Genomic DNA, 20,294 nt, shown 5'->3' on the forward strand with positions numbered 1-20,294 from the left:
TTCTCAAGGAACCTTATAGCCGTAGGCCTTGGCGGCCAGCTTCACCACTTCGGGATCGGCTTCGGGAAAATTCATCGGCACCAGTTTTTCCAATCGCTTGGCAACATGGTTGAGCGCCGCGATCCGTCCTGCCCGGCGGTGGTTATTGTCGATCACATGCCAGGGCGCAGCCTTGGTATCGGTCTTGCGAAACATGTCGTGCATGGCGTCCAGATAATCCTTTCGCTTTGCCCGATTGCGATAATCCTCCGCGCCGGTCTTCCACCGCTTCCACGGCGTGTCGAGCCGCTGGGCGAGTTGCTCGTCCTGCGTCTCCTGCGTGATATGGACGAACAGCTTGACGATGTTGGTCCCCGCGTCGACCTGCTGCTTTTCGAAGGCATTGATCTCGTCATAGGCGCGCTTCCACTCGCCCCTGGAGCAAAAGCCCTCGACCCGCTCGACCAGCACCCGGCCATACCAGCTGCGGTCGAAGATTGCGATGTTGCGTCCGGCGGGCAGACGGGTCCAGAAGCGCCAGAGGAAATGACGGTCGCGCTCCTCCTCACTGGGCGCGGCGATGGGGTGCACCTTGTAATAGCGCGGGTCCCAGTCGGCGGTCATGCGCTTGATGATGCCGCCCTTGCCCGCCGCATCCCAGCCTTCCAGCAGGATGACGCTGCGCCGGTCATGGATGATGTGCGCGACCTGAATCTTGGCGAGCCGTTCCTGAAGCGCGCCCAGCTTCGCCTCATAATCGCCCTTGAAAATCGCGCCCTTCTCATAATCGGCAAGGTCGATGGTCATGTCTTCACCTTCCACTGGCCCCGGCGGCAAAGCACCAGCTTATACCAAAGGATGGAACCCGCAATCTGGGCAGCGGTTGCGATCAGGCCGGGGCGGCCTTCCCCGACATCGAGCCAGCTCGTCCAGGTCACATAGGCGAGCGCCAACAGCGTCACGATGGGGGCGATCGGATAGAGCGGCATCTTGTAGGGCGCATGGGAACTCGCCCCGCTGCGCCGCCCCGCCAGAGCCGCCAGCGCTATGCCGCCATAGATCGCCACCAGCCCGGTGCCGTTCAGCACCAGCAGCAATGGCAACGGCAGGAAGCATGCGAGCGTGCCGAGCGCGCCGACGATGATCGTCCCGATCCACGGGGAATCGAAGCGGGGGTGGATCGCCACCAGCCAGTCGTCGATGCGCGGAATCCATGCCCGGTCCCGGCCGGTCGAATAGAAGAAGCGCGCGCAGGCCAGCACACAGGCGATGATGGCGTTGATGATGGCCAGCACGATGCCCACCGACACCAGCGCCGACAATCCCGCGCTGCCCCTCTGCCGGACCAGCAGGCCGAAGGGATCGTCGACGGTCAGCAGGGTCGCAAGGTCGATTTTCGCGAGCAGCAACGCGACCAGCGGCACACCTTCGAACAGCAGCGCCAACCCCAGCGCGGCAAGGATGGTCCGGGCGATGCGCCGCGGCGCCCCTTGCATTTCCTCGCCGAAATAGACGGCCATGCCATAGCCGTTCAGGGCGAAGATCGCGATGGTGGTCGCAACCCCGATGGAGGCCGCGCTGGCCGGGGCGAAGCCCTGCCTCCCCACCGCGACCGGGTGGATGAGGAAATCGAGCGCGGGACGCGCATTGTCGGCAAAGCCCAGCACCATCACTACGACCACGGCCAGCAACTCGACCAACAGGAACAGCCCGGTGATGGCGGCATTCACGCGAATGTTGAGGATCGCCACCAGCGTCGATCCGATCATCACCGCGACCGCGACCGGCACGGCGGGCAGGCCCGGCACCAGCGTCGCCATGACCGAAGCGATGCCCAGCGCCGCGACGGGCGGGAACAGCACATTGTTGAAGACATTGACGCCCAGCATGACGAAGCCCGCCATTGGCCCCAATGTCTGCGCCACCGCGACATATTCCCCGCCCGCGACCGGCCAGGCGGAGGAAAGTTCGGCATAGATGAAGGCGGTGGTGACGCAGATCAGGCTGGCGAGAATCATCGCCCAGATCGCGCCGGTCCCGGCTTCCTGCAACATGCCGGGGATGATGACGAAGACGGAGGATGCCGGGGTCGTCGCGGAAAGCGTCAGGAACAGCACGCCCGCCACGCCCAGGCTGCGCGCCAGGGCGGGCGGCTTGTCCGGCAACATCTGGTCGTCAAGCATGTGCGTCCCCCTCGGTGCAGTCCTTACACCCGAGGGGAGACCGGAGGACAAGCCCCTCCACCGGCCGTCAGGAATTACGCCTTGGCTTGAGGTTCCACGACGCGGATATGCAGTTCGCGCAGCTGCTTGAACTCGGCCGGGCTGGGCGCGCCCATCAGCAGGTCTTCGGCGCGCTGGTTCATCGGGAACAGCGTGATTTCGCGCAGATTCTGCGCGCCGCAGAGCAGCATCACGATGCGATCTACGCCAGCGGCCATACCACCATGCGGCGGCGCGCCGTACTGGAAGGCGCGATAGAGGCCGCCGAAACGCTCCTCCACATCCTGTTGGCTGAGGCCGACCTTCTCGAACGCCTTGACCATCAGCTCCGGCGACTGGTTACGGATCGACCCGGAAGCGATCTCATAGCCGTTGCAGACCATGTCATATTGATAGGCCTTGAGGCTGAGCGGGTCCTGAGACTCCAGCGCCTCCATCCCGCCCTGCGGCATGGAGAAAGGGTTGTGCGCGAAGTCGATCGACTTCGTTTCCTCATCATATTCGTAGAAGGGGAAATCGACGATCCAGCACAGCTCGAACCGGTCCTTGTCGATCAGGTCGAGCTGCTCGCCGACGCGAATGCGCGCCAGACCGGCCAGCTTGGCGGCCTGCGACTCCTTGCCCGCCGCGAAGAAAACGCCGTCATTGGGACCAAGGCCCAGCGCGTCGATCAGCTTCGCCGTCCGCTCCTCGCCATGATTCTTGGCGATGGGACCGCCGGGCACGCCATCCTTGATGTTGATGTAGCCAAGGCCCGAATAGCCCTCGGCCCGCGCCCAATTGTTCATCTCGTCGAAGAACTTGCGGCTGCCCGCGCCGGCACCCGGCGCCGGGATGGCGCGGATCACGCTGCCGCTCTCGACCAGCGAGGCGAAGATGCCGAAGCCGGAACCCACGAAATGCTCGGTCACATCCGTAATGACGATCGGGTTGCGCAGGTCGGGCTTGTCCGACCCGTATTTCAGCATCGCCTCGGCGTGCGGGATGCGCGGGAAGCTGCCCGCCGGGGTCACATGCTTGCCCTCGGCAAACTGCTCGAACACCTCGGCAATCACCGGCTCCATCGTGTTCCACACGTCTTCCTGCGTGACGAAGCTCATTTCCAGGTCAAGCTGGTAGAATTCGCCCGGCAGGCGGTCGGCGCGCGGGTCTTCGTCGCGGAAGCAGGGCGCGATCTGGAAATAGCGGTCAAAGCCAGCGACCATCAGCAGCTGCTTATATTGCTGCGGCGCCTGCGGCAGCGCGTAGAATTTGCCCGCATGGATGCGGCTCGGCACGAGGAAGTCGCGCGCGCCTTCGGGCGAGGACGCCGTCAGGATCGGGGTCGAATATTCGGTGAAGCCCTGCGCCTCCATGCGGCGGCGCATGTCGGAGATGATCTTCGTCCGCTTGACGATGTTGGCGTGCAGCGTTTCGCGACGCAGGTCGAGGAAGCGGTAGCGCAGGCGGATGTCTTCCGGATATTCCTGCTCGCCCGCCACTGGCAGCGGCAGATCGGCGGCGGCGGACAGCAGCACCGCGTCCAGCGCGCGAATCTCGATTTCGCCGGTGGGCAGGTTGGGATTGACGGCTTCCTTCGCACGCGCCACGACCTTGCCGGTCACGGTCACGACGCTTTCGGCGCGCAGCGATTCGATCACCTTGAACACCGGCCCGTCGACCTCGGTGACGATCTGCACCATGCCATAATGGTCGCGCAGGTCGATGAAGACCAGATCGCCATGGTCACGCTTGCGATGGACCCAGCCCGACACGCGCACCTCATTGCCGACCTCGGCCGTCGTAAGGGCGCCGCAGGTATGAGTGCGATATGCGTGCATGGCGTTTCGGTCTTTCAGATTCGTTTTACGGAAATGACAAATTGTTGCAGCCCCGCTATGGGCGAACCTGTCAAGCTTTGACGAGCCCGTGAGCAACGGGCCAGCCCATAATAAGATCGAAGACCATATGCAAATCCATCCGCTGATTACCGACAGCCAAACTCTTGCTTCCTTCTGCGCCCGGATCGCCCAATCGCCCTATGTCGCGATCGATACCGAGTTCATGCGCGAAAACAGCTATTGGCCCGAACTCTGCCTGATCCAGGTCGCCGACCCGAACGAGGCCGCGGCGATCGATCCCAAAGCCCCTGGCCTCGACCTTTCTCCCCTGCTCGACCTGATGGTCGACAATGAGGATGTGCTGAAGGTCTTTCATGCCGGCGGGCAGGATCTGGAAATCATCTACAATCTTACCGGCAAGACGCCGCACCCGCTGTTCGACACGCAGATCGCGGCAATGGCGCTGGGGCTGGGCGAACAGATCGGCTACGGCAATCTGGTCGATGCGTGGCTGGGCGTGCAGCTCGACAAGGGCGCCCGCTTCACCGACTGGGCGCGCCGGCCGCTCGACAAGCGGCAGATCGATTATGCTATCGGCGACGTCACCTACCTGATCCAGATTTTCCCCAAGATGCTGGAGGAATTGCGCCGCACCGGCCGGGGCGACTGGCTGGATCAGGAGATGGAGCGGATCAGCGATGCCTCCAATTATGAAAACAGGCCGGAGGAGGCGTGGCAGCGCGTCCGCATCGCCAGCCGCAAGGCCGATGTGCTGGGCCGCCTGAAGGCGCTGGCGGCGTGGCGCGAGATCGAGGCTCAGGACAAGAACCTGCCCCGCGGCCGCATCGTCAAGGATGAGACGCTGGCGGACATCGCCAGCCATCCCCCGCGCTCTCAGGAGGATCTGGGCAAGGTGCGCGGCCTCAGCGCCACCTGGAAGACCAACGATATCGGCAACCGGCTGATGCTGGCGCTCGCCAATCACCAGCCGCTTGGCAAGGACGAGATGCCCGAGCGGGATCCCAAACGGCCCGGCCTTGGGAAGGATGGCGCGCTGGTCGCCGATCTGCTCAAGCTGCTGCTCAAGATCCGCTCGCGCGACATCAATGTCGCCGCGCGCCTGATCGCCCGCAGCGACGATATCGACGCGCTGGCGGCCGGGGTGCGTGAGGATCTCTCGATCCTTGAAGGCTGGCGCTATGAACAATTCGGCCGCGACGCGGTTGATCTGGTCGAGGGCAGGATGGCCTTCGCGGTCAAGAATGGCCGTCTGAAAATGACCCGGACCGAATAGGAGTTTCAAGCGATGCGGACGGCAATGCTCAGCCTTCTTCCCCTGCTCGCGGCCTGCGCAGGCGCCAATGGCGAAGGTCCGGCCGCTCCGCCGGCAACGGCGGAAGGGCCGTGCAGGAATGAAGGTCTGGACTCTTTTATCGGCCAGACCGCCAGCGCCGATCTGGGCGCGGAACTGCTCAAGGCCTCCGGCGCCCGCACGCTGCGCTGGGGCGCGCCCGGCATGGCGATGACCATGGACTTTCGCGCTGATCGGCTGACGGTCAGCTATGACGCGAAAATGGCGATCACCAACGCCCGCTGCGGCTGAATCCCGACCGCCGTCAAAGCGGACAGGATTGGGGTGGAATAATCCTCCCCTCTCAGGCGTATTCTCCCCGGCACCCGTCGCGATCCTTCCGATCGTGCCCGGCCCAGCCCTCAGGGTGGTCCCTACAGGGCGGCGTAGCGGTGGAGCATGAGGATTAGGCCCCTCCCGGCGCCACCGCTACGCCTTCGCCTTTTCTCCGGACGGGGCAGCTCTTCAGCAACAGGGGCCGGATCGGCTCGATGACGGACGGGGATTTCCCCTCGACGCTGATCGACGCGCCAATCGCGGAACCCGCGGCTGGCGAGGCGGAACCCTCAAAAGCGCTCTTGCAGGCGGCCTTCGTCCTCACCCTGATCGGGTCCCGGAAGAAAGCTGCGGTCAGCACTCCAGCCCGATGAGCGTGCCGCTGCCGATCCGGCCGACATAGCGTTTTCCGTCAATCTCCAGCCAGTCCGGCGTTACCTCCAGCCGTCGCCCGCGAATCGTCGTGCGCAGATGCTCCACGGCGATCCGGTTGCGCGCCACGATCCGAAGCACCGCCAGCCCGTCGCCACGGGTCGCCATCATGCTGTAACGATCCCCTCGCAGCAGAAAGTGCCAGCTACCGTCGGCCGGGATCCATTCATTGCCGTCGATAATCTGCGTCGGCTCTCCATCAGCGTCGCCCATGCGCACGCTGATACGGGTGGCGCCGTTGCTGCGACGCGGCGGCGCGAAGATCAGGATCGGCTCCCCCTCCAGCGTCAGCGGGATGGGCGTGTCGCGGAGCAGCCGCGATCCGCCCATGATCAGAGTCGGCAGTTCAGGCGAGAAAGGCAGGCGATCGCGGGCGAAATGGCGCTGTCGCACCACCGGATTGGCGTGGAAGCCCTGCACCTGCATCGGCGTCAGCCGCCCTTCCTCCACCAGCCCATGGCAGGTGGGACAGAGCAGGGTCACGCCATTGCCCTCCGGCAGGCCGAGATAGCGATAGATCGTCACCCCGCAGCGGACGCAGGCAAAACCGCACGCCTGACGGACATCGTCCCGCTGCTGCGCGGTCAGTTCTGGCAGCGACGGCATCACACGCAAGCCCATGCACGACGACCCCTTGGCTTAGCCCGCCCGCGCCATTCGCGGGCTGGCGTTCCTTCGGCGTCCTTCCTGCTGGCCGGGAGCGCTCCAACGCGCCCCTCTCGCTATTGCACTATCGTTGAAAAAAATACGGACAAGTCAAGAGAGTCCACCAACATCCCTTATCGCTGCGGCAACAGATCAAGATTGCGCGACGCCGCAATGGCCCGGATCCGGTCTGGCCGGGGCATGGATCTGACCGCGATTTCCGCCATGTCGCCCGCGCTGAACAGTTCGACATTTCCCACGTTCAAAATGCGCTGGCCCAGCGTCTGGGTGATCCGCACGCTGCGAATGCTGGAAAGCGCGATCTCCGTCCGCTGCTTGGCCAGCAGGCCCCGCTCCAGCAGCACCTCCCGATCGCTCAGCGCCAATCGTTCGCCCTTGCACAACACCCACCATATGCCGATCGCCAAGATGCCAATGACCGAAATCAGCAGCAGAACGAACAGAAAGGGATGGGCGCGGAACATCGCCGGATGCTCATCATACAGCCATGTATCGCTCATGCCACCTCCCGCCAATGGTGCAGGGGACATGACCATGGATCGGGCCTGAGCGTCAAGCCGGCGCCCTGCCTATCCCGCTGGTTTGCCAAATATTTGTCTGATCTGCATCAACAACCGGCGGGAACGGAAAGACGGCTTCGTCGAACCGCGTTTCCAATTGCCGGGGGCCGAAGGCCAGCGCAGTCAAATCGATTTAGGGACTGTTTGGAAATGCGCGGACGAGCGCGTTCCCAAACGGCCTCTCAGCTCTCATCCCCCATGCGCAGCGCCGCGATAAAGGCTTCCTGCGGAATCTGGACCGAGCCATATTCGCGCATCCGCTTCTTGCCCTCTTTCTGCTTCTCCAGCAGCTTCTTCTTGCGGGTGATGTCGCCGCCATAACATTTGGCGGTCACGTCCTTGCGCATCGCCGCAATCGTCTCGCGGGCGATCACCTTGCCGCCGATCGCCGCCTGAATCGGAATCTTGAACAGATGGCGGGGAATGAGGTCCTTCAACCGCTCGCACATATGCCGCCCGCGCGATTCGGCCGCGCTGCGGTGAACGATCATCGACAGCGCATCGACCGGCTCATTGTTGACGAGGATGCTCATCTTGACGAGGTCGCCCTCGCGCGTACCGATCTGATGATAGTCGAAACTGGCATAGCCGCGTGAAATCGACTTCAGGCGATCGTAAAAGTCGAACACCACTTCGTTGAGCGGCAGTTCATAGGTCACCTGCGCGCGCCCGCCGACATAGGTCAGGTTCTTCTGGATGCCCCGCCGGTCCTGGCAGAGCTTCAGGATGCTGCCGAGATATTCGTCGGGGCAGTAAATCACCGCCTCGATCCACGGCTCCTCGATCATCTCGATATGGTTGGGATCGGGCATGTCGGCCGGGTTGTGAAGATGCCTGACCTCCCCATCCTTCATGTGCATCTCGTAAACCACCGACGGCGCGGTGGTGATGAGATCGAGATCATATTCGCGGGTCAGCCGCTCCTGGATGATCTCCAGATGGAGCAGCCCCAGGAAGCCGCAGCGGAAGCCGAAGCCCAGCGCCGCCGACGTCTCCATCTCGAAGGAAAAGCTGGCGTCGTTGAGGCGCAGCTTCGAAATCGAATCGCGCAGCTTCTCGAAATCATTGGCGTCGACCGGGAACAGGCCGCAAAATACCACCGGCTGCACTTCCTTGAAGCCCGGCAGCGGTTCCTTCGCCGGATTCTTGACCGTGGTGATGGTATCGCCGACGCGGGTCTGGCTGATATCCTTGATCTGCGCGGTGATGAAGCCGATCTCGCCGGGGCCGAGTTCGGCAAGCTGCTCGATCTTGGGCCGGAAGCAGCCGACGCGGTCGATCAGATGTTCCGTCTCGCCGATCATGAACTTGATGTTCTGACCCTTCCGGATCACGCCATTGACCACGCGGACCAGAATGACGACGCCCAGATAGGGGTCATACCAGCTGTCGACCAGCATGGCTTCGAGCGGCGCATTGCGATCGCCCTTGGGTGCCGGGATCTTGGCGACGATGGCTTCAAGGATATCGTCGATGCCGATGCCCGACTTGGCGCTGGCCAGCACCGCTTCCGATGCGTCGAGACCGATCACTTCCTCGATTTCCGCGCGCACCTTTTCCGGTTCGGCGGCAGGCAGGTCGATCTTGTTGAGAACCGGCACGATCTCATGATCATGCTCGATCGACTGATAGACGTTCGCCAGCGTCTGCGCCTCGACGCCCTGCGCCGCGTCCACCACCAGCAGCGCGCCCTCGCACGCGGCGAGCGACCGGCTCACCTCATAGGCGAAGTCGACATGGCCCGGCGTGTCCATGAGGTTGAGTTCGTAAGTCTCGCCATTTTTCGCGACATAATCGAGACGCACGGTCTGCGCCTTGATGGTGATGCCGCGCTCCTTCTCGATATCCATATTGTCGAGAACCTGCGCCGACATCTCGCGGTCGGTGAGGCCGCCGGTGCGCTGGATCAGACGGTCGGCCAGCGTCGACTTGCCATGGTCGATATGGGCGATGATCGAGAAATTGCGGATGTGCGAGAGATCGGTCATGGCCCGCGCCGATAGCAGCCATTTGCGGGCCTGTCAGCAACGGTTAGAGTCTGGCCGGAAATGCGCGAAAAATCGCGTCCGGGCGCCACGGTGCGCCGACATGCGCTTTTCCGGTCTGGCCCATCAATGGAAATCCCGGTGATAACCGTTCGCATTACTTGAACCGTAACACCATTGTGCTAGAGCTTTGGTAACAACCGGGGCGCCAAAAATCAAAATGACTTCAGCAATCTTCAGGGGTGCATGATCATGCGTGTGTTCACGAAATTCGTCGCTGCCGCAGCCGGTCTGGCTGTCGCGGCTTCTCCTGCGATGGCCGCCGACAAGGGTTCGTCGGCCCGGCAGCAGCAGGCCAAGAAAACGGCCGAAATCCCCCATTGCACCCGCCGCCTCGGCACCGTCGCGATCGTCGAGCCGGACAATCAGTGGTGGCGCGAGCTGAATCTGGGCAGCCCGGAGGCGATCCTCAAGGTGTTCATCCAGCAGTCCGGCTGCTTCGGCATCGTCAATCGCGGCCGCGCCATGGCCAGCCGCAACATGGAACGCGCCATGGCCGATTCCGGCGAATTGCAGGCGGGTTCGAACCTCGGCAAGGGTCAGGTGAAGGCGGCGGATTATTATCTCCAGCCCGACATCGTCTCCTCCAACAAGAATTCGGGCGGCAACGCACTGGGCGGCATGCTCGGCGGCATGCTCGGCGGCCGGACCTTCGGCGCGCTGGCGGGCGGCATCTCGATCAAGAAGAGCGAGGCGAACGTTACCCTCTCCATCGTCAACGCCCGCACGACCGAGGAAGAAGCGCTGACCGAGGGCTATGCCCGCAAGTCGGACCTCAGCTTCGGCGCCGGCGGTGGCGCGGGCTGGTGGGGCGGTGTCGCGGCGGCCGGCGGCGGCGGCTATCAGAACACCGAAATCGGTCAGGTGATCGTGCTCGCCTATCTCGATGCCTACACCAAGCTGGTGACGCAGCTCGGCGGCCTGCCCGCCAATGCGGCGGCGGCGGCACCGCGCGCCCAGTAAGCGGCACGACATGCAAAAAGGGGCGCGGCCGGATCGACCGGCCGCTCCCCTTTTTTTTACGTCTGGCTGGGCGCGGCCCCGGCAGGCGCAGGAGCAGATGAGCGCCGCCGCCACCAGCCCAGTATCGCATCCCCGGCCGGACGCTCGACCGCCCGGTTGATGAGCGTGCCGAGCGATAGCGCCGTCAGAAAGGCAGCGGCGAAACCGGCCCAGGGGCCATAGCCCGCCTCCGCCATCTTCAGCATCACGACAAAGCCTACATGCTGGTGGATGAGGTAGAAGCTGTAGCTGATCCCCCCCATCCAGACGAGCGGCCCAAGCCGCAGAAAGCGCAGCCGCCCGGCGATCAAGGCCCCCAACAGCGCAAGCAGGATGATGCCCGCCAGTGTGATGTCCCAACTGTCGACGGTTGCGATCGACAGCAATGCGAGCGCGGCATAGGGCGCCTGTTGCCGCCAGTTGCGCTGCCCGGACCAGATCCGATAGGCGAGCATGCCGATGATGAAGAAGGGCACATAGCGCAACACGGTCAGCATCACGATCCGCTCGGGCATGCCCGGCCAGAGCGCATAGAGCCAACGCAGAGCCAGCCATGCCGCGAGCACCGGCTCCAGCCTTTTCAGCCCTGTCCATTTCCAGATCGCCACCATGCAGAAATAAAAGGCGATCTCGACCGTCAGCGTCCAATAGGCGCCGTCGACCTCGGGCAGGAAGGCAAAGCCCTGCAACATGGTGACGTTGGCCAGAATCGCGCCCGGCCCGATCAGCAATTGACTGACCCGCGCCAGATATTCGATCGACAGCGTCAGCAACATCGCCACCAGATAGGCCGGATAGAGCCGGGCCAGGCGGTTGACGATAAAATCCCCCACCGTCGCGATACGGTCCAGCGTGAAGAAGATCGCAAAGCCGGAAATGGTGAAGAACAGCAGCACCCGGTAATTGCCGCCGAGAAAGCTGAAGGGCACATGGGCGGCCTGCGGAAACAGCTCATGAAAGCGGGTCGAATAGTGAAAAACCAACACGCACAGCGCACCCAGACCGCGCAACGCGTCGAGTTCCGTCAAGCGGCCAGAGGAGAGGCGCGACCCTGCCATCGCCACGCCATAGCAACAAAGCAGCAATCAATCAGTTAATATCGTGGTTAAGCATGACAATCGCATGCCAATTCGTTCCCTGCCCGAAATCTCATGTCGGCAGACACCCCATCACTTGCAGCCCCTCCCGTCGGATGGGTTGACCGATTCCGCTGAAGGACTGGCATGGTGGTGAGCGGAATGGCGGCTTTTATCGCGATCCGGGATCGAGAGCGTAGGTTTTCAGGAGCGATTGGCTTCGTTTTACGATGTCTACAGGACCGTCCAGCATTTCACGCTGGAAATAGATAACCCAGTGGGCACCGCGATAGGTCATGCTGGTGGCGCACTGACCAAGCAAGCCCAACTTCACGCCTTTCATTAAGCATATTGATGTTCCCCATGGTCGCGTCTCAATGGTTTTATCTTTCGCCAATCGAAAATCGCCCCGAAAAATATAGGGAAGTCCTTGCCTTTCGGCATCAACCCTTTCTTCGCGGTTTTCTCTGCTGTCGTATTGAAGGCTGATGCTCTGACGCCGATCCTTTTCCGGGGTGACATAGGCGACAAATGTGGGTTCGGACGCGCCTACGTCGGTAATGCTTCTGTAAAATGGATCGCGAGGAAAACGATAAAACGCATCGCCAACCTGCACCACTTCGGGGGGCTTAGGGCCGCAACTGGCTAGAAGCACCAAACTCACAGAATAGACCAGTAGGAAACGCATACACCGCTTGCTACTGGTGATGCGTTTAAGGTCTGCTAATGGTCGTCTGCCGCCCGGCCGCTTGGCGAGGGCAAATATCGCGCTCATCGGATTCGCGCGCTCAGAGCGCTTTCCGTTTCCGCCGCCCGCTTCAGCCCGGCAAGTTGCTCCGCCAGGACCTTGTCCACCACCGGCGCGATCTTCGCCCCGCCCATGCGGATATAACCGCCCACGACATAACTCATCACGACTCGCGCACCCTTTTCGACCGGCGCGATGTCGAAGGTCAGCGTCCCCGTCACGGCTTCGGCCTGCAACGGTCCCAGGGCACCGGAAAGCCGCAACTGCCTGTCCGGCGCCGCATGGATGACGCGGGCATGTTCGATACTTCCCGCCCGCCCGCTCCTGCCCGGCACGGTTTCGCAAAAGCAGCCGCCCGCCACCGGCTTCAGGCTGAGATTGGCGGCGTCGCCGCTATAGCTGTGCTCGCCGTTCCACCAGCGCCGGGGCTGACCCAGCAGCCGATAAACCGTGCCCGCATCCGCCGCGACGTCGACGCTGTTCTCCACCGCAAAGCCGATATCGCTGCTGTCCGTAACAGCGCAATGGGCCGGCGCGACCATTGCCGCACCAGCCCATCCCAAAGCCATGATCTTGCGCATCTGCCTGCCCTCCCTTGACGGCAGGCCAGCGTAGCTCAGGCGCCCTTGCCATCCAAGATGGCGGCGACCGCAGCCGTCACATCGTCCATGTCGGCCATGCCGTCGACCCGCGCAACAATGCCGCGCGCCTCGTAGATCGGCAGAATGGGCGCGGTCTTGGCGCGATATTCGGCCATGCGGGTACGCACGGTTTCCTCATTATCGTCCGGCCTGCGCTTGAACTCATGACCACCGCATTTGTCGCAGGCCCCCTCGACCTTGGGCTGCTTGAAGCTGTCATGATAGCCTTCGCCGCAGGTCGCGCAGGTGAAGCGACCGGTGATGCGCTCGACCAGCGCATCCTCATTCACTTCCAGCTCGATCACATGGTCCAGCGTCCGATTGCGATCCGACAGGATGCTGTCCAGCGAATGGGCCTGCGCCTCGGTCCGCGGATAGCCGTCGAAAATGACGCCGGTTTCCGGCGCCAGCGCGTCCAGCGCCTCACCGATGATGCCGGAAACGATCTCGTCCGACACCAACTCACCGGCTTCCATCACGGCCTTGGCCTTGAGGCCGATCGGCGTCCCGGCCTTCACCGCCGCGCGGAGCATGTCGCCCGTCGACAGCTGCACCATGCCCCGGCTGTCCACCAGACGGGTCGCCTGGGTTCCCTTGCCGGCGCCCGGAGGGCCGAGCAAAATGATATTCATGTCGCGCATTCTCCCCTGTTCTTCGCGCTTCTCACGCCCTGCGCCGATTTAGCGCAGACGCCCCTTCAGCTTCGCCTTCTTGATGAGATCCCCATATTGATGGGCCAGCAGATGGCTCTGGATCTGGGTCACGGTGTCGACCGTAACATTGACCACGATCAACAGGCTAGTCCCACCAAGGTAGAAGGGAATTCCTGCCCGTGCGATGACGAACTCCGGCACCAGACAGATGAACGCCAGATAGGCTGCGCCGATCACGGTGATACGGGTCAGCACATAGTCGAGATAATTTTCCGTGTTCTTGCCCGGACGAATGCCCGGAATGAACCCGCCATTGCGCTTGAGATTGTCCGCCGTCTCCTCCGGATTGAACACAACCGCGGTGTAGAAGAAGCAGAAGAAAACGATGCCAAGGCCGTAGAGCGCCATATAGACCGGGCTGCCGTGCGACAGATACTGGTTCAGCGTCAGCACGAAATCGCCAAGCTTGCTCTCGCCCGCGACGGTCTGTCCCGCGAACTGCGAGATGGTCAGCGGCATCAGCAGCAGCGAGGAAGCGAAGATCGGTGGGATCACGCCAGCGGTGTTCACCTTGAGCGGCAGGTGGCTGCGATCCGCCTGCATCAAACCCTGTCGCGTTTGCCGCTTGGGATACTGGATCAACACGCGGCGCTGCGCCCGCTCCATGAAGCAGATGAAGGCAATCAGGCCAAAGCCCAGCACGATCACCAGAAAGATTATCAGGCCCGAAATAGCACCGGTGCTGCTCGACTTGAAAAGATTGCTGAGCGTCACCGGCAGCTGCGCGACGATGCCCGCCATGATGATGAGCGACACGCCATTGCCGATACCGCGCGAAGTGATCTGCTCACCCAGCCACATCAGGAACATGGTGCCGCCGATCAGCGAGATCACCGCCGCGACGCGGAACAGATAGCCCGGATCGACGACCGCCTGCACGCCCGACTGGGCACCGAAGCTCTCGAGACCCACGGCGATGAAATAGCCCTGCACGGCGGTCAGGCCGACCGTGCCGTAGCGGGTATACTGGTTCAGCTTCTTGCGGCCGCTTTCGCCCTCTTTCTTGATCGCCGCGAGCTGGGGCGAAAGAGAGGCGGCGAGCTGCACCACGATCGAGGCGGTGATATAAGGCATCACGCCGAGCGCAATAAGGCTCATGCGCGAGAGCGAACCACCCGAAAAGGTGTTGAAGATGTCGAGGATGCCGCCGTTCGTCTGCTTGTAGAGCTGCGACAGGGCGGTCGGATCGACGCCCGGCAGCGGCACGAAGCTCAGGAAGCGGAAGACGATCAGCGCGCCCAGCGTAAACCACAGGCGCTTCTTGAGGTCGGTGGCCTGGCTGAACTTCGCCAGGCTGAGATTGGATGCGAGCTGGTCGGCTCTCGATGCCATCTTGGCTGCCCTTCAAAACATCTTGCCGGGATTTGGAAAGCCCGGAGCGGAATCGCTAACCCCTTAGCGGGGTGATGGGGCGCTGTCGAACCGGGAATCGCCGCCGACGCGACAAAAAACCGCCCCAAAACACATGGCCCCGCACACCCATATCGGGCAGCGGGGCCATGCTTGCAAGCCTTAGAGCATTTTCAAGCGGGGTTTCCCCGGCGCCTTGCGAAAACGCTCCAAACCCAAGCTGCCGCCGGATCAGGCCTTGGCTGCGGCCTTTTTCGCGGCGAGGGCGGTGCCCTTCTTCGCCTTGGCTTTCTCCGCCGCCGGAACGACCTCGATCACGTCGACCTTGCCGCCTGCCTTCTCGACAGCTTCGACGGCACCCTTCGAGGCGCCGGCGACCAGGAAGCTGACCTTCGCGGTCAGATCGCCCTTGGCCAGCAGACGCACGCCATCCTTGCCGCCACGCGCCAGAGCAGCCGCCTTCAGCGCCGCGTGGTCGATGGTGGCGTTGGCGTCCAGCTTGCCGGCGTCGATCGCCTTCTGCACCGCGCCCAGATTCACGATCGCGTAATCCTTGGCGAAGATGTTGTTGAAGCCGCGCTTCGGCAGACGCATGTGGAGCGGCATCTGGCCACCCTCGAAGCCGTTGATGCTGACGCCCGAGCGTGCCTTCGCACCCTTCTGGCCGCGGCCGGCAGTCTTGCCCTTGCCCGAGCCGATACCACGGCCGACGCGCATCCGGCCCTTGCGGGCACCGGGATTGTCATTGAGTTCGTTAAGCTTGGTCATCGTGCACTCGCTTTCGCTATGTTCGCGCAGCCCCACTCATGATTTCTCTGACGGGACAACTAAAGAGGGCGCGCCATTAGCGCCCTTTCCCAAAAAACGAAAGAGGGGTTGCCCCCTCTCCCGCTTCATTCCTCTGTGGTCGGAAGGCTCAGCCTTCAACCACGGCCACCATGTGGGGCAGCTTGGCGATGGCACCGCGGACTTCCGCGGTATCTTCCAGCTCCACCACGCGGTGCATCTTGCCAAGGCCCAGGCCGATCAGAATCTTCTTCTGGGCTTCGGGGCGACGGATCGGCGAACCGATCTGCTTGATCTTGATCTTCGCCATGTCGTCTTACTCCACAATCGCTTCGGCGTCGGCCTGAGCGACTTCGGCCGAGGCGCCGCCGCGACGCAGAAGGTCAGCGACCTTCTTGCCGCGACGCTGCGCCACCGACTTCGGACTGGTCTGTTCGCCCAGCGCCGCGAAGGTCGCACGGATCATGTTATAGGGGTTCGACGTGCCGTTCGACTTGGTCACGACGTCAGCGACGCCGAGGCTTTCGAACACGGCGCGCATCGGACCGCCCGCGATGATGCCCGTACCGGCGGGAGCCGAACGGACCGTCACCTTACCCGCGCCGAAATGGCCCAGGCCATCATGGTGCAGGGTGCGGCCTTCCTTCAGCGGAACGCGAACCATAGCCTTCTTGGCCGAAGCGGTCGCCTTGCTGATGGCTTCAGGCACTTCGCGCGCCTTGCCATGGCCGAAGCCCGCACGACCCTTGCCGTCGCCCACGACGACCAGAGCGGCGAAACCGAAGCGCTTGCCACCCTTGACGGTCTTCGAGACGCGGTTGATGTGAACCAGCTTCTCGATCAGTTCCTCGCCCTGCTCCTCGTCGCGGTTGCCGCGACGGTCGTCGCGACGGCCGCGGCCGCCACGCTCACCGCGGTTGCGGTCGCCGCCACGGCCACGGCCACGACCACGACCTTCGGTCTGCTCGCCACCTTCGACGGCGGCGGGGGCACCAGCCTGTGCCTGGATTTCGTTTTCTTCAGCCATGATCAGAACTCCAGCCCGGCTTCACGGGCCGCATCGGCCAGCGCCTTGACGCGGCCATGGAACAGGAAGCCACCACGGTCGAACACGACCCTGGTGACGCCAGCCGCGGTCGCCGCAGCGGCGACGCGCTTGCCGACATCGGCAGCGGCTTCGGAAGAGGCGCCGGTCTTGCCGAGAGCCTTGGAACCCACATCCTTGTCCAGCGTCGATGCCGAGGCCAGGGTCTTGCCCTGCGCATCGTCGATGACCTGGGCGTAGATGTGACGGCCCGAACGGTGGACGCTAAGACGGGGCTTGTGGCCCGAAACAGCCTTGAGCGCGGTGCGGACGCGGCGACGACGCCGCGCGAAGAGGGAAAGCTTTGCCATCTTACTTCTTCTTCCCTTCCTTGCGGAAGATGAACTCGCCGGCGTATTTGATGCCCTTGCCCTTATAGGGTTCGGGCTTGCGCCAGCGGCGGATCTCGGCGGCAACCTGACCCACCTTCTGCTTGTCGATACCGCTGATTTCGACCGTGGTGTTATCCGGGGTCTTGATCTCGATGCCTTCAGGCACCGGGAAATCGACGTCATGCGAATAGCCGAGCTTCAGGTTCAGAACCTTGCCCTTGGCATCCGCGCGATAGCCCACGCCGGTAATCAGCAGCTTCTTGGTGTAACCCTCGGTCACGCCGGTAACCAGGTTCTGGATCAGCGTGCGCTGCATGCCCCAGAAGGCGCGAGCCGCCTTGGTGTCGTTGGCCGGCTTCACCAGAATGCTGCCGTCCTCGATCGTGTAGCTGATCTCATCGCGCAGCCGCAGCGCCAGGGTTCCCTTGGGACCCTTGACCGACAGCTGACCGCCTTCAATCGACGCCGTCACGCCCGCAGGCACGGCGATCGGCTTTTTACCAGTACGGCTCATCAGAACACCTCCGCCAGCACTTCGCCGCCGACATTCTGCTCACGCGCTTCGGCGTCGGACAGAACGCCGCGGGGCGTCGAGACAATGGTGATGCCCAGACCGTTGCGGATCACCGGCAGTTCCTTGGAACCCGAATAGACGCGGCGGCCCGGCTTGGACACGCGGGCGACATGCTTGATCGCCGGCTGGCCTTCGAAATATTTCAGCTCGATGCGCAGGCCGGGGTGCTTGCCGAGGGCTTCCTCGGAATAGCCACGGATATAGCCTTCGCGCTGCAGCACGTCGAGCACGCGGGCGCGGAGCTTCGAAGCGGGGGACACAACGCTGTCCTTCTTCGCCTGCTGCCCGTTGCGGATGCGGGTGAGCATATCACCCAGGGGATCGGTCAATGCCATCTCAAATGATCCTTACCAGCTCGACTTGGTGACGCCGGGGATCAGGCCCTTGTTGGCCAGATCACGCAGCTGCACGCGGCAGAGACGGAATTTGCGGTAATAAGCGCGGGGACGTCCCGTCAGCTCGCAGCGGTTCCGAACGCGGGTCGGATTGCCGTTGCGGGGGATCTCCGCCATCTTCAGACGCGCGATCAGACGATCGCTGTCGTCGGCCGCGGTATCATTCGCGATCGCCTTGAGCTTCGCATAGCGGCCGGCATATTTCTTCACCAGCTTCTTGCGGCGCTCGTTCTTGTTGATCGAACTCAGTTTCGCCATGACTTAAGTTCTCTTCCTTTGTCTATGCATTGGGAGAGAAGCGGGGCCTCTTCAGGCCGCCTGCTTCTGCTCTTCAAGCGGGAAGGGGAAGCCGAAGAGACGCAGCAGTTCGCGCGCTTCCTCGTCCGTCTTCGCCGTGGTGGTCACGATGATGTCCATGCCACGCACCTTGTCGATGCGGTCATAGTTGATCTCGGGGAAGATCAGCTGCTCCTTGATCCCGAAGGCATAGTTGCCGCGGCCGTCGAAGCTCTTCGGATTGAGACCACGGAAATCGCGCACGCGGGGCAGAGCGATGTTGATCAGACGATCAAGAAACTCATACATGCGCTCGCGGCGCAGCGTGACCTTGGCGCCGATCGGCATGCCTTCACGCAGCTTGAACTGCGCGATCGACTTGCGGGCCTTGGTGATGACCGGCTTCTGACCGGCGATCAGCTCCATTTCCTCGGCCGCCTGCGTGACCTTCTTCTTGTCCTGGGTCGCTTCGCCCACGCCCATGTTGAGCGTGATCTTCTCGATCTTGGGCACTTCCATGACGTTCTTGTAACCGAACTTCTCGGTCATCGCCTTGGCGATTTCGGCGTCATACAGCGACTTGGAGCGCGGAATGTACTTGTCGCTCATTACAGCACCTCACCGGACTTGACGGCGACGCGGACCTTCTTGCCGTCGCGATCCTCGAAACGGACGCGGGTCGGCTTGCCATCCTTGTCGGCGACAGCGACGTTCGAAATGTGGAGCGGCGCGGGCTTGCGCTCGATGCCACCCTGCGGGTTCGCCTGGTCGGGCTTGCGGTGACGGGCATGCACGTTGATGCCCTCGACGAGGACCTTGTCGGCCTTCGGCAGCACCTGCAGGACGGCGCCGGTGCGGCCCTTGTCCTTGCCGGCCAGGATGACGACCTTGTCGCCCTTCTTGATCTTGGCAGCGCTCATTACAGCACCTCGGGGGCGAGCGAGATGATCTTCATGTGCTTCTTGGCGCGCAGTTCGCGAACGACCGGGCCAAAGATACGGGTGCCGATCGGCTCCTCGTTCTTGTTGATGAGCACAGCGGCATTGCCGTCGAAGCGAATCACGCTGCCGTCAGCGCGACGCACGTCCTTGGCGGTGCGCACGATGACGGCGCGATGCACGTCACCCTTCTTCACCTTGCCACGAGGCGCAGCTTCCTTGATCGAGACGACGATGATGTCGCCCACGCTCGCGAAGCGACGCTTCGAGCCGCCCAGCACCTTGATGCACTGGACGCGCTTGGCGCCGCTGTTGTCAGCGACGTCAAGATTGGATTGCATCTGGATCATGGATCCGGTTCCTTCTTATTTGGCCTACCGGGACAATTCCCGGCGGTTCCGAATTTCGTGCCTAGAGCCTTTGGCGAACCACCTGACTCGTCCTTGACGAACCATTTGACTCTACGCGAAGCGCGGGCCTGTACCCTTTCCTTGAGGAAAAGGCCAGCCCCGCGCCGCGATTTTAATTCAAAGGCTCAGCGAGCCTCCCTCAGGCCGCCGTTTCCGGCGACTTGTGGGTGTCCACGCGCTCGATGACCTTCCAGGTCTTGAGCTTGGAAATCGGAGCGGTCTCCTCGATTCGGACCGTTTCGCCTTCCTTGTAGACATTGCCCTCGTCATGGGCATGGTACTTCTTCGAACGGCGGATGATCTTGCCGTAGAGCGCATGCTTTACCTTGCGCTCCACGCGAACCACCACCGTCTTGTCGGTCTTGTCGGAAACCACCGTTCCCGTCAGCACGCGCTTGGGCATCGTGTGTTTCCTTCTTACTTCGCAGCCGAGCGCGCACGCTCGGACTGAAGGGTCTTGATCTGCGCGATCGACCGGCGGACTTCACGCACGCGGCTGGGCTTTTCCAGCTGGTTGGTGGCCGCCTGGAAACGCAGGTTGAACTGCTCGCGCTTCAGGTTGTTCAGTTCGGTCGACAGCTCGTCGTCCGACTTGGTCTTGAGGTCTGCAACGTTGGC

At 62.8% G+C, this 20,294-nt stretch carries 26 protein-coding genes; 3 read left to right on the forward strand and 23 right to left on the reverse strand.

What is annotated here, in order from left to right; translation table 11 throughout:
• Positions 1–3: 3 nt before the first annotated feature.
• The 3 genes from ACFC3J_RS05300 to aspS all read right to left on the reverse strand — a co-directional run bounded on the left by ACFC3J_RS05300 (position 4) and on the right by aspS (position 4,021).
• Complete coding sequence (locus tag ACFC3J_RS05300) at positions 4–786, reverse strand: polyphosphate kinase 2 family protein (RefSeq protein ID WP_375195162.1); 783 nt, start codon at positions 784–786, stop codon at positions 4–6.
• Positions 783–2,162 carry an APC family permease gene (locus tag ACFC3J_RS05305; RefSeq protein ID WP_375195163.1) on the reverse strand — a complete coding sequence of 460 codons (1,380 nt, stop codon included), beginning with the start codon at positions 2,160–2,162 and terminating at the stop codon, positions 783–785. The genes ACFC3J_RS05300 and ACFC3J_RS05305 overlap by 4 nt, the downstream gene beginning before the upstream one ends.
• A 74-nt stretch (positions 2,163–2,236) precedes the next feature.
• Positions 2,237–4,021, reverse strand: a complete 1,785-nt coding sequence (gene aspS / locus ACFC3J_RS05310; protein WP_375195164.1) for an aspartate--tRNA ligase — start codon at positions 4,019–4,021, stop codon at positions 2,237–2,239.
• A gap of 127 nt (positions 4,022–4,148) precedes the next feature.
• Here aspS and rnd point away from each other — a divergent pair, with 127 nt between their 5' ends.
• Positions 4,149–5,315 (forward strand): ribonuclease D, encoded by a 1,167-nt coding sequence (gene rnd / locus ACFC3J_RS05315; protein WP_375195165.1) that lies wholly within the window; start codon positions 4,149–4,151, stop codon positions 5,313–5,315.
• Between the two features lie 12 nt (positions 5,316–5,327).
• Positions 5,328–5,624 (forward strand): I78 family peptidase inhibitor, encoded by a 297-nt coding sequence (locus tag ACFC3J_RS05320; RefSeq protein ID WP_375195166.1) that lies wholly within the window; start codon positions 5,328–5,330, stop codon positions 5,622–5,624.
• Between the two features lie 378 nt (positions 5,625–6,002).
• On the opposite strand, the gene ACFC3J_RS05325 is transcribed toward ACFC3J_RS05320, so the two are convergent.
• The 3 genes from ACFC3J_RS05325 to lepA form a co-directional block, all read right to left on the reverse strand.
• Positions 6,003–6,686 carry a hypothetical protein gene (locus ACFC3J_RS05325; RefSeq protein WP_375195184.1) on the reverse strand — a complete coding sequence of 228 codons (684 nt, stop codon included), beginning with the start codon at positions 6,684–6,686 and terminating at the stop codon, positions 6,003–6,005.
• Positions 6,687–6,859: 173 nt separating this feature from the next.
• Positions 6,860–7,246: a PH domain-containing protein gene (locus tag ACFC3J_RS05330; protein ID WP_375195167.1), complete on the reverse strand. Its 387-nt coding sequence runs from the start codon at positions 7,244–7,246 to the stop codon at positions 6,860–6,862.
• 242 nt (positions 7,247–7,488) lie between these two features.
• Positions 7,489–9,294, reverse strand: coding sequence for a translation elongation factor 4 (lepA, locus tag ACFC3J_RS05335; protein ID WP_375195168.1), 1,806 nt, complete (start codon positions 9,292–9,294; stop codon positions 7,489–7,491).
• 249 nt (positions 9,295–9,543) lie between these two features.
• Between lepA and ACFC3J_RS05340 the strand changes: the two genes are divergently transcribed.
• On the forward strand, positions 9,544–10,314 hold the full coding sequence (locus ACFC3J_RS05340) for a CsgG/HfaB family protein (RefSeq protein WP_375195169.1): 771 nt from the start codon (positions 9,544–9,546) through the stop codon (positions 10,312–10,314).
• A 56-nt stretch (positions 10,315–10,370) separates the two neighbouring features.
• Here the strand turns inward: ACFC3J_RS05340 and ACFC3J_RS05345 are convergent, their stop codons facing one another.
• The 17 genes from ACFC3J_RS05345 to rpmC all read right to left on the reverse strand — a co-directional run.
• Positions 10,371–11,411, reverse strand: a complete 1,041-nt coding sequence (locus tag ACFC3J_RS05345) for an acyltransferase family protein (RefSeq protein WP_375195170.1) — start codon at positions 11,409–11,411, stop codon at positions 10,371–10,373.
• A 190-nt stretch (positions 11,412–11,601) separates the two neighbouring features.
• Positions 11,602–12,204: a hypothetical protein gene (locus ACFC3J_RS05350; protein WP_375195171.1), complete on the reverse strand. Its 603-nt coding sequence runs from the start codon at positions 12,202–12,204 to the stop codon at positions 11,602–11,604.
• Positions 12,201–12,758, reverse strand: coding sequence for an SRPBCC family protein (locus ACFC3J_RS05355; protein ID WP_375195172.1), 558 nt, complete (start codon positions 12,756–12,758; stop codon positions 12,201–12,203). The genes ACFC3J_RS05350 and ACFC3J_RS05355 overlap by 4 nt, the downstream gene beginning before the upstream one ends.
• Before the next feature lie 35 nt (positions 12,759–12,793).
• The gene (locus ACFC3J_RS05360; RefSeq protein WP_375195173.1) at positions 12,794–13,450 is read right to left on the reverse strand and encodes an adenylate kinase; all 657 of its coding nucleotides are present in this window, start codon (positions 13,448–13,450) and stop codon (positions 12,794–12,796) included.
• Positions 13,451–13,498: 48 nt separating this feature from the next.
• On the reverse strand, positions 13,499–14,863 hold the full coding sequence (gene secY / locus ACFC3J_RS05365) for a preprotein translocase subunit SecY (RefSeq protein ID WP_375195174.1): 1,365 nt from the start codon (positions 14,861–14,863) through the stop codon (positions 13,499–13,501).
• 249 nt (positions 14,864–15,112) lie between these two features.
• Positions 15,113–15,649: a 50S ribosomal protein L15 gene (gene rplO, locus ACFC3J_RS05370; protein ID WP_375195175.1), complete on the reverse strand. Its 537-nt coding sequence runs from the start codon at positions 15,647–15,649 to the stop codon at positions 15,113–15,115.
• Between the two features lie 148 nt (positions 15,650–15,797).
• Positions 15,798–15,977, reverse strand: coding sequence for a 50S ribosomal protein L30 (rpmD, locus tag ACFC3J_RS05375; protein ID WP_150291172.1), 180 nt, complete (start codon positions 15,975–15,977; stop codon positions 15,798–15,800).
• Positions 15,978–15,983: 6 nt separating this feature from the next.
• Positions 15,984–16,694, reverse strand: coding sequence for a 30S ribosomal protein S5 (gene rpsE, locus ACFC3J_RS05380; RefSeq protein ID WP_375195176.1), 711 nt, complete (start codon positions 16,692–16,694; stop codon positions 15,984–15,986).
• Positions 16,695–16,696: 2 nt separating this feature from the next.
• Entirely contained in the window at positions 16,697–17,062 is a 366-nt protein-coding gene (gene rplR / locus ACFC3J_RS05385; protein ID WP_375195177.1) for a 50S ribosomal protein L18, read from the reverse strand.
• 1 nt (position 17,063) lies between these two features.
• Positions 17,064–17,597, reverse strand: a complete 534-nt coding sequence (gene rplF / locus ACFC3J_RS05390) for a 50S ribosomal protein L6 (protein WP_375195178.1) — start codon at positions 17,595–17,597, stop codon at positions 17,064–17,066.
• Positions 17,597–17,992 (reverse strand): 30S ribosomal protein S8, encoded by a 396-nt coding sequence (gene rpsH, locus ACFC3J_RS05395; protein WP_022682106.1) that lies wholly within the window; start codon positions 17,990–17,992, stop codon positions 17,597–17,599. The genes rplF and rpsH overlap by 1 nt, the downstream gene beginning before the upstream one ends.
• A gap of 12 nt (positions 17,993–18,004) precedes the next feature.
• The gene (gene rpsN / locus ACFC3J_RS05400) at positions 18,005–18,310 is read right to left on the reverse strand and encodes a 30S ribosomal protein S14 (protein WP_007707881.1); all 306 of its coding nucleotides are present in this window, start codon (positions 18,308–18,310) and stop codon (positions 18,005–18,007) included.
• Between the two features lie 51 nt (positions 18,311–18,361).
• Positions 18,362–18,937, reverse strand: a complete 576-nt coding sequence (rplE, locus tag ACFC3J_RS05405; protein ID WP_375195179.1) for a 50S ribosomal protein L5 — start codon at positions 18,935–18,937, stop codon at positions 18,362–18,364.
• Positions 18,937–19,248: a 50S ribosomal protein L24 gene (rplX, locus tag ACFC3J_RS05410; protein WP_242125630.1), complete on the reverse strand. Its 312-nt coding sequence runs from the start codon at positions 19,246–19,248 to the stop codon at positions 18,937–18,939. Before rplX ends, rplE begins: the two co-directional genes overlap by 1 nt.
• A complete protein-coding gene (gene rplN / locus ACFC3J_RS05415) occupies positions 19,248–19,616 on the reverse strand; it encodes a 50S ribosomal protein L14 (RefSeq protein WP_007686569.1) in 369 nt (122 codons plus the stop codon). The genes rplX and rplN overlap by 1 nt, the downstream gene beginning before the upstream one ends.
• Before the next feature lie 199 nt (positions 19,617–19,815).
• The gene (rpsQ, locus tag ACFC3J_RS05420; protein ID WP_006960320.1) at positions 19,816–20,079 is read right to left on the reverse strand and encodes a 30S ribosomal protein S17; all 264 of its coding nucleotides are present in this window, start codon (positions 20,077–20,079) and stop codon (positions 19,816–19,818) included.
• Between the two features lie 14 nt (positions 20,080–20,093).
• A partial coding sequence (rpmC, locus tag ACFC3J_RS05425; RefSeq protein WP_375195180.1) for a 50S ribosomal protein L29 occupies positions 20,094–20,294 on the reverse strand: 201 nt, incomplete at its 5' end.

The sequence above is a fragment of the Sphingobium sp. genome, from assembly GCF_041987595.1.
In the GTDB taxonomy this organism is placed as follows: domain Bacteria; phylum Pseudomonadota; class Alphaproteobacteria; order Sphingomonadales; family Sphingomonadaceae; genus Sphingobium.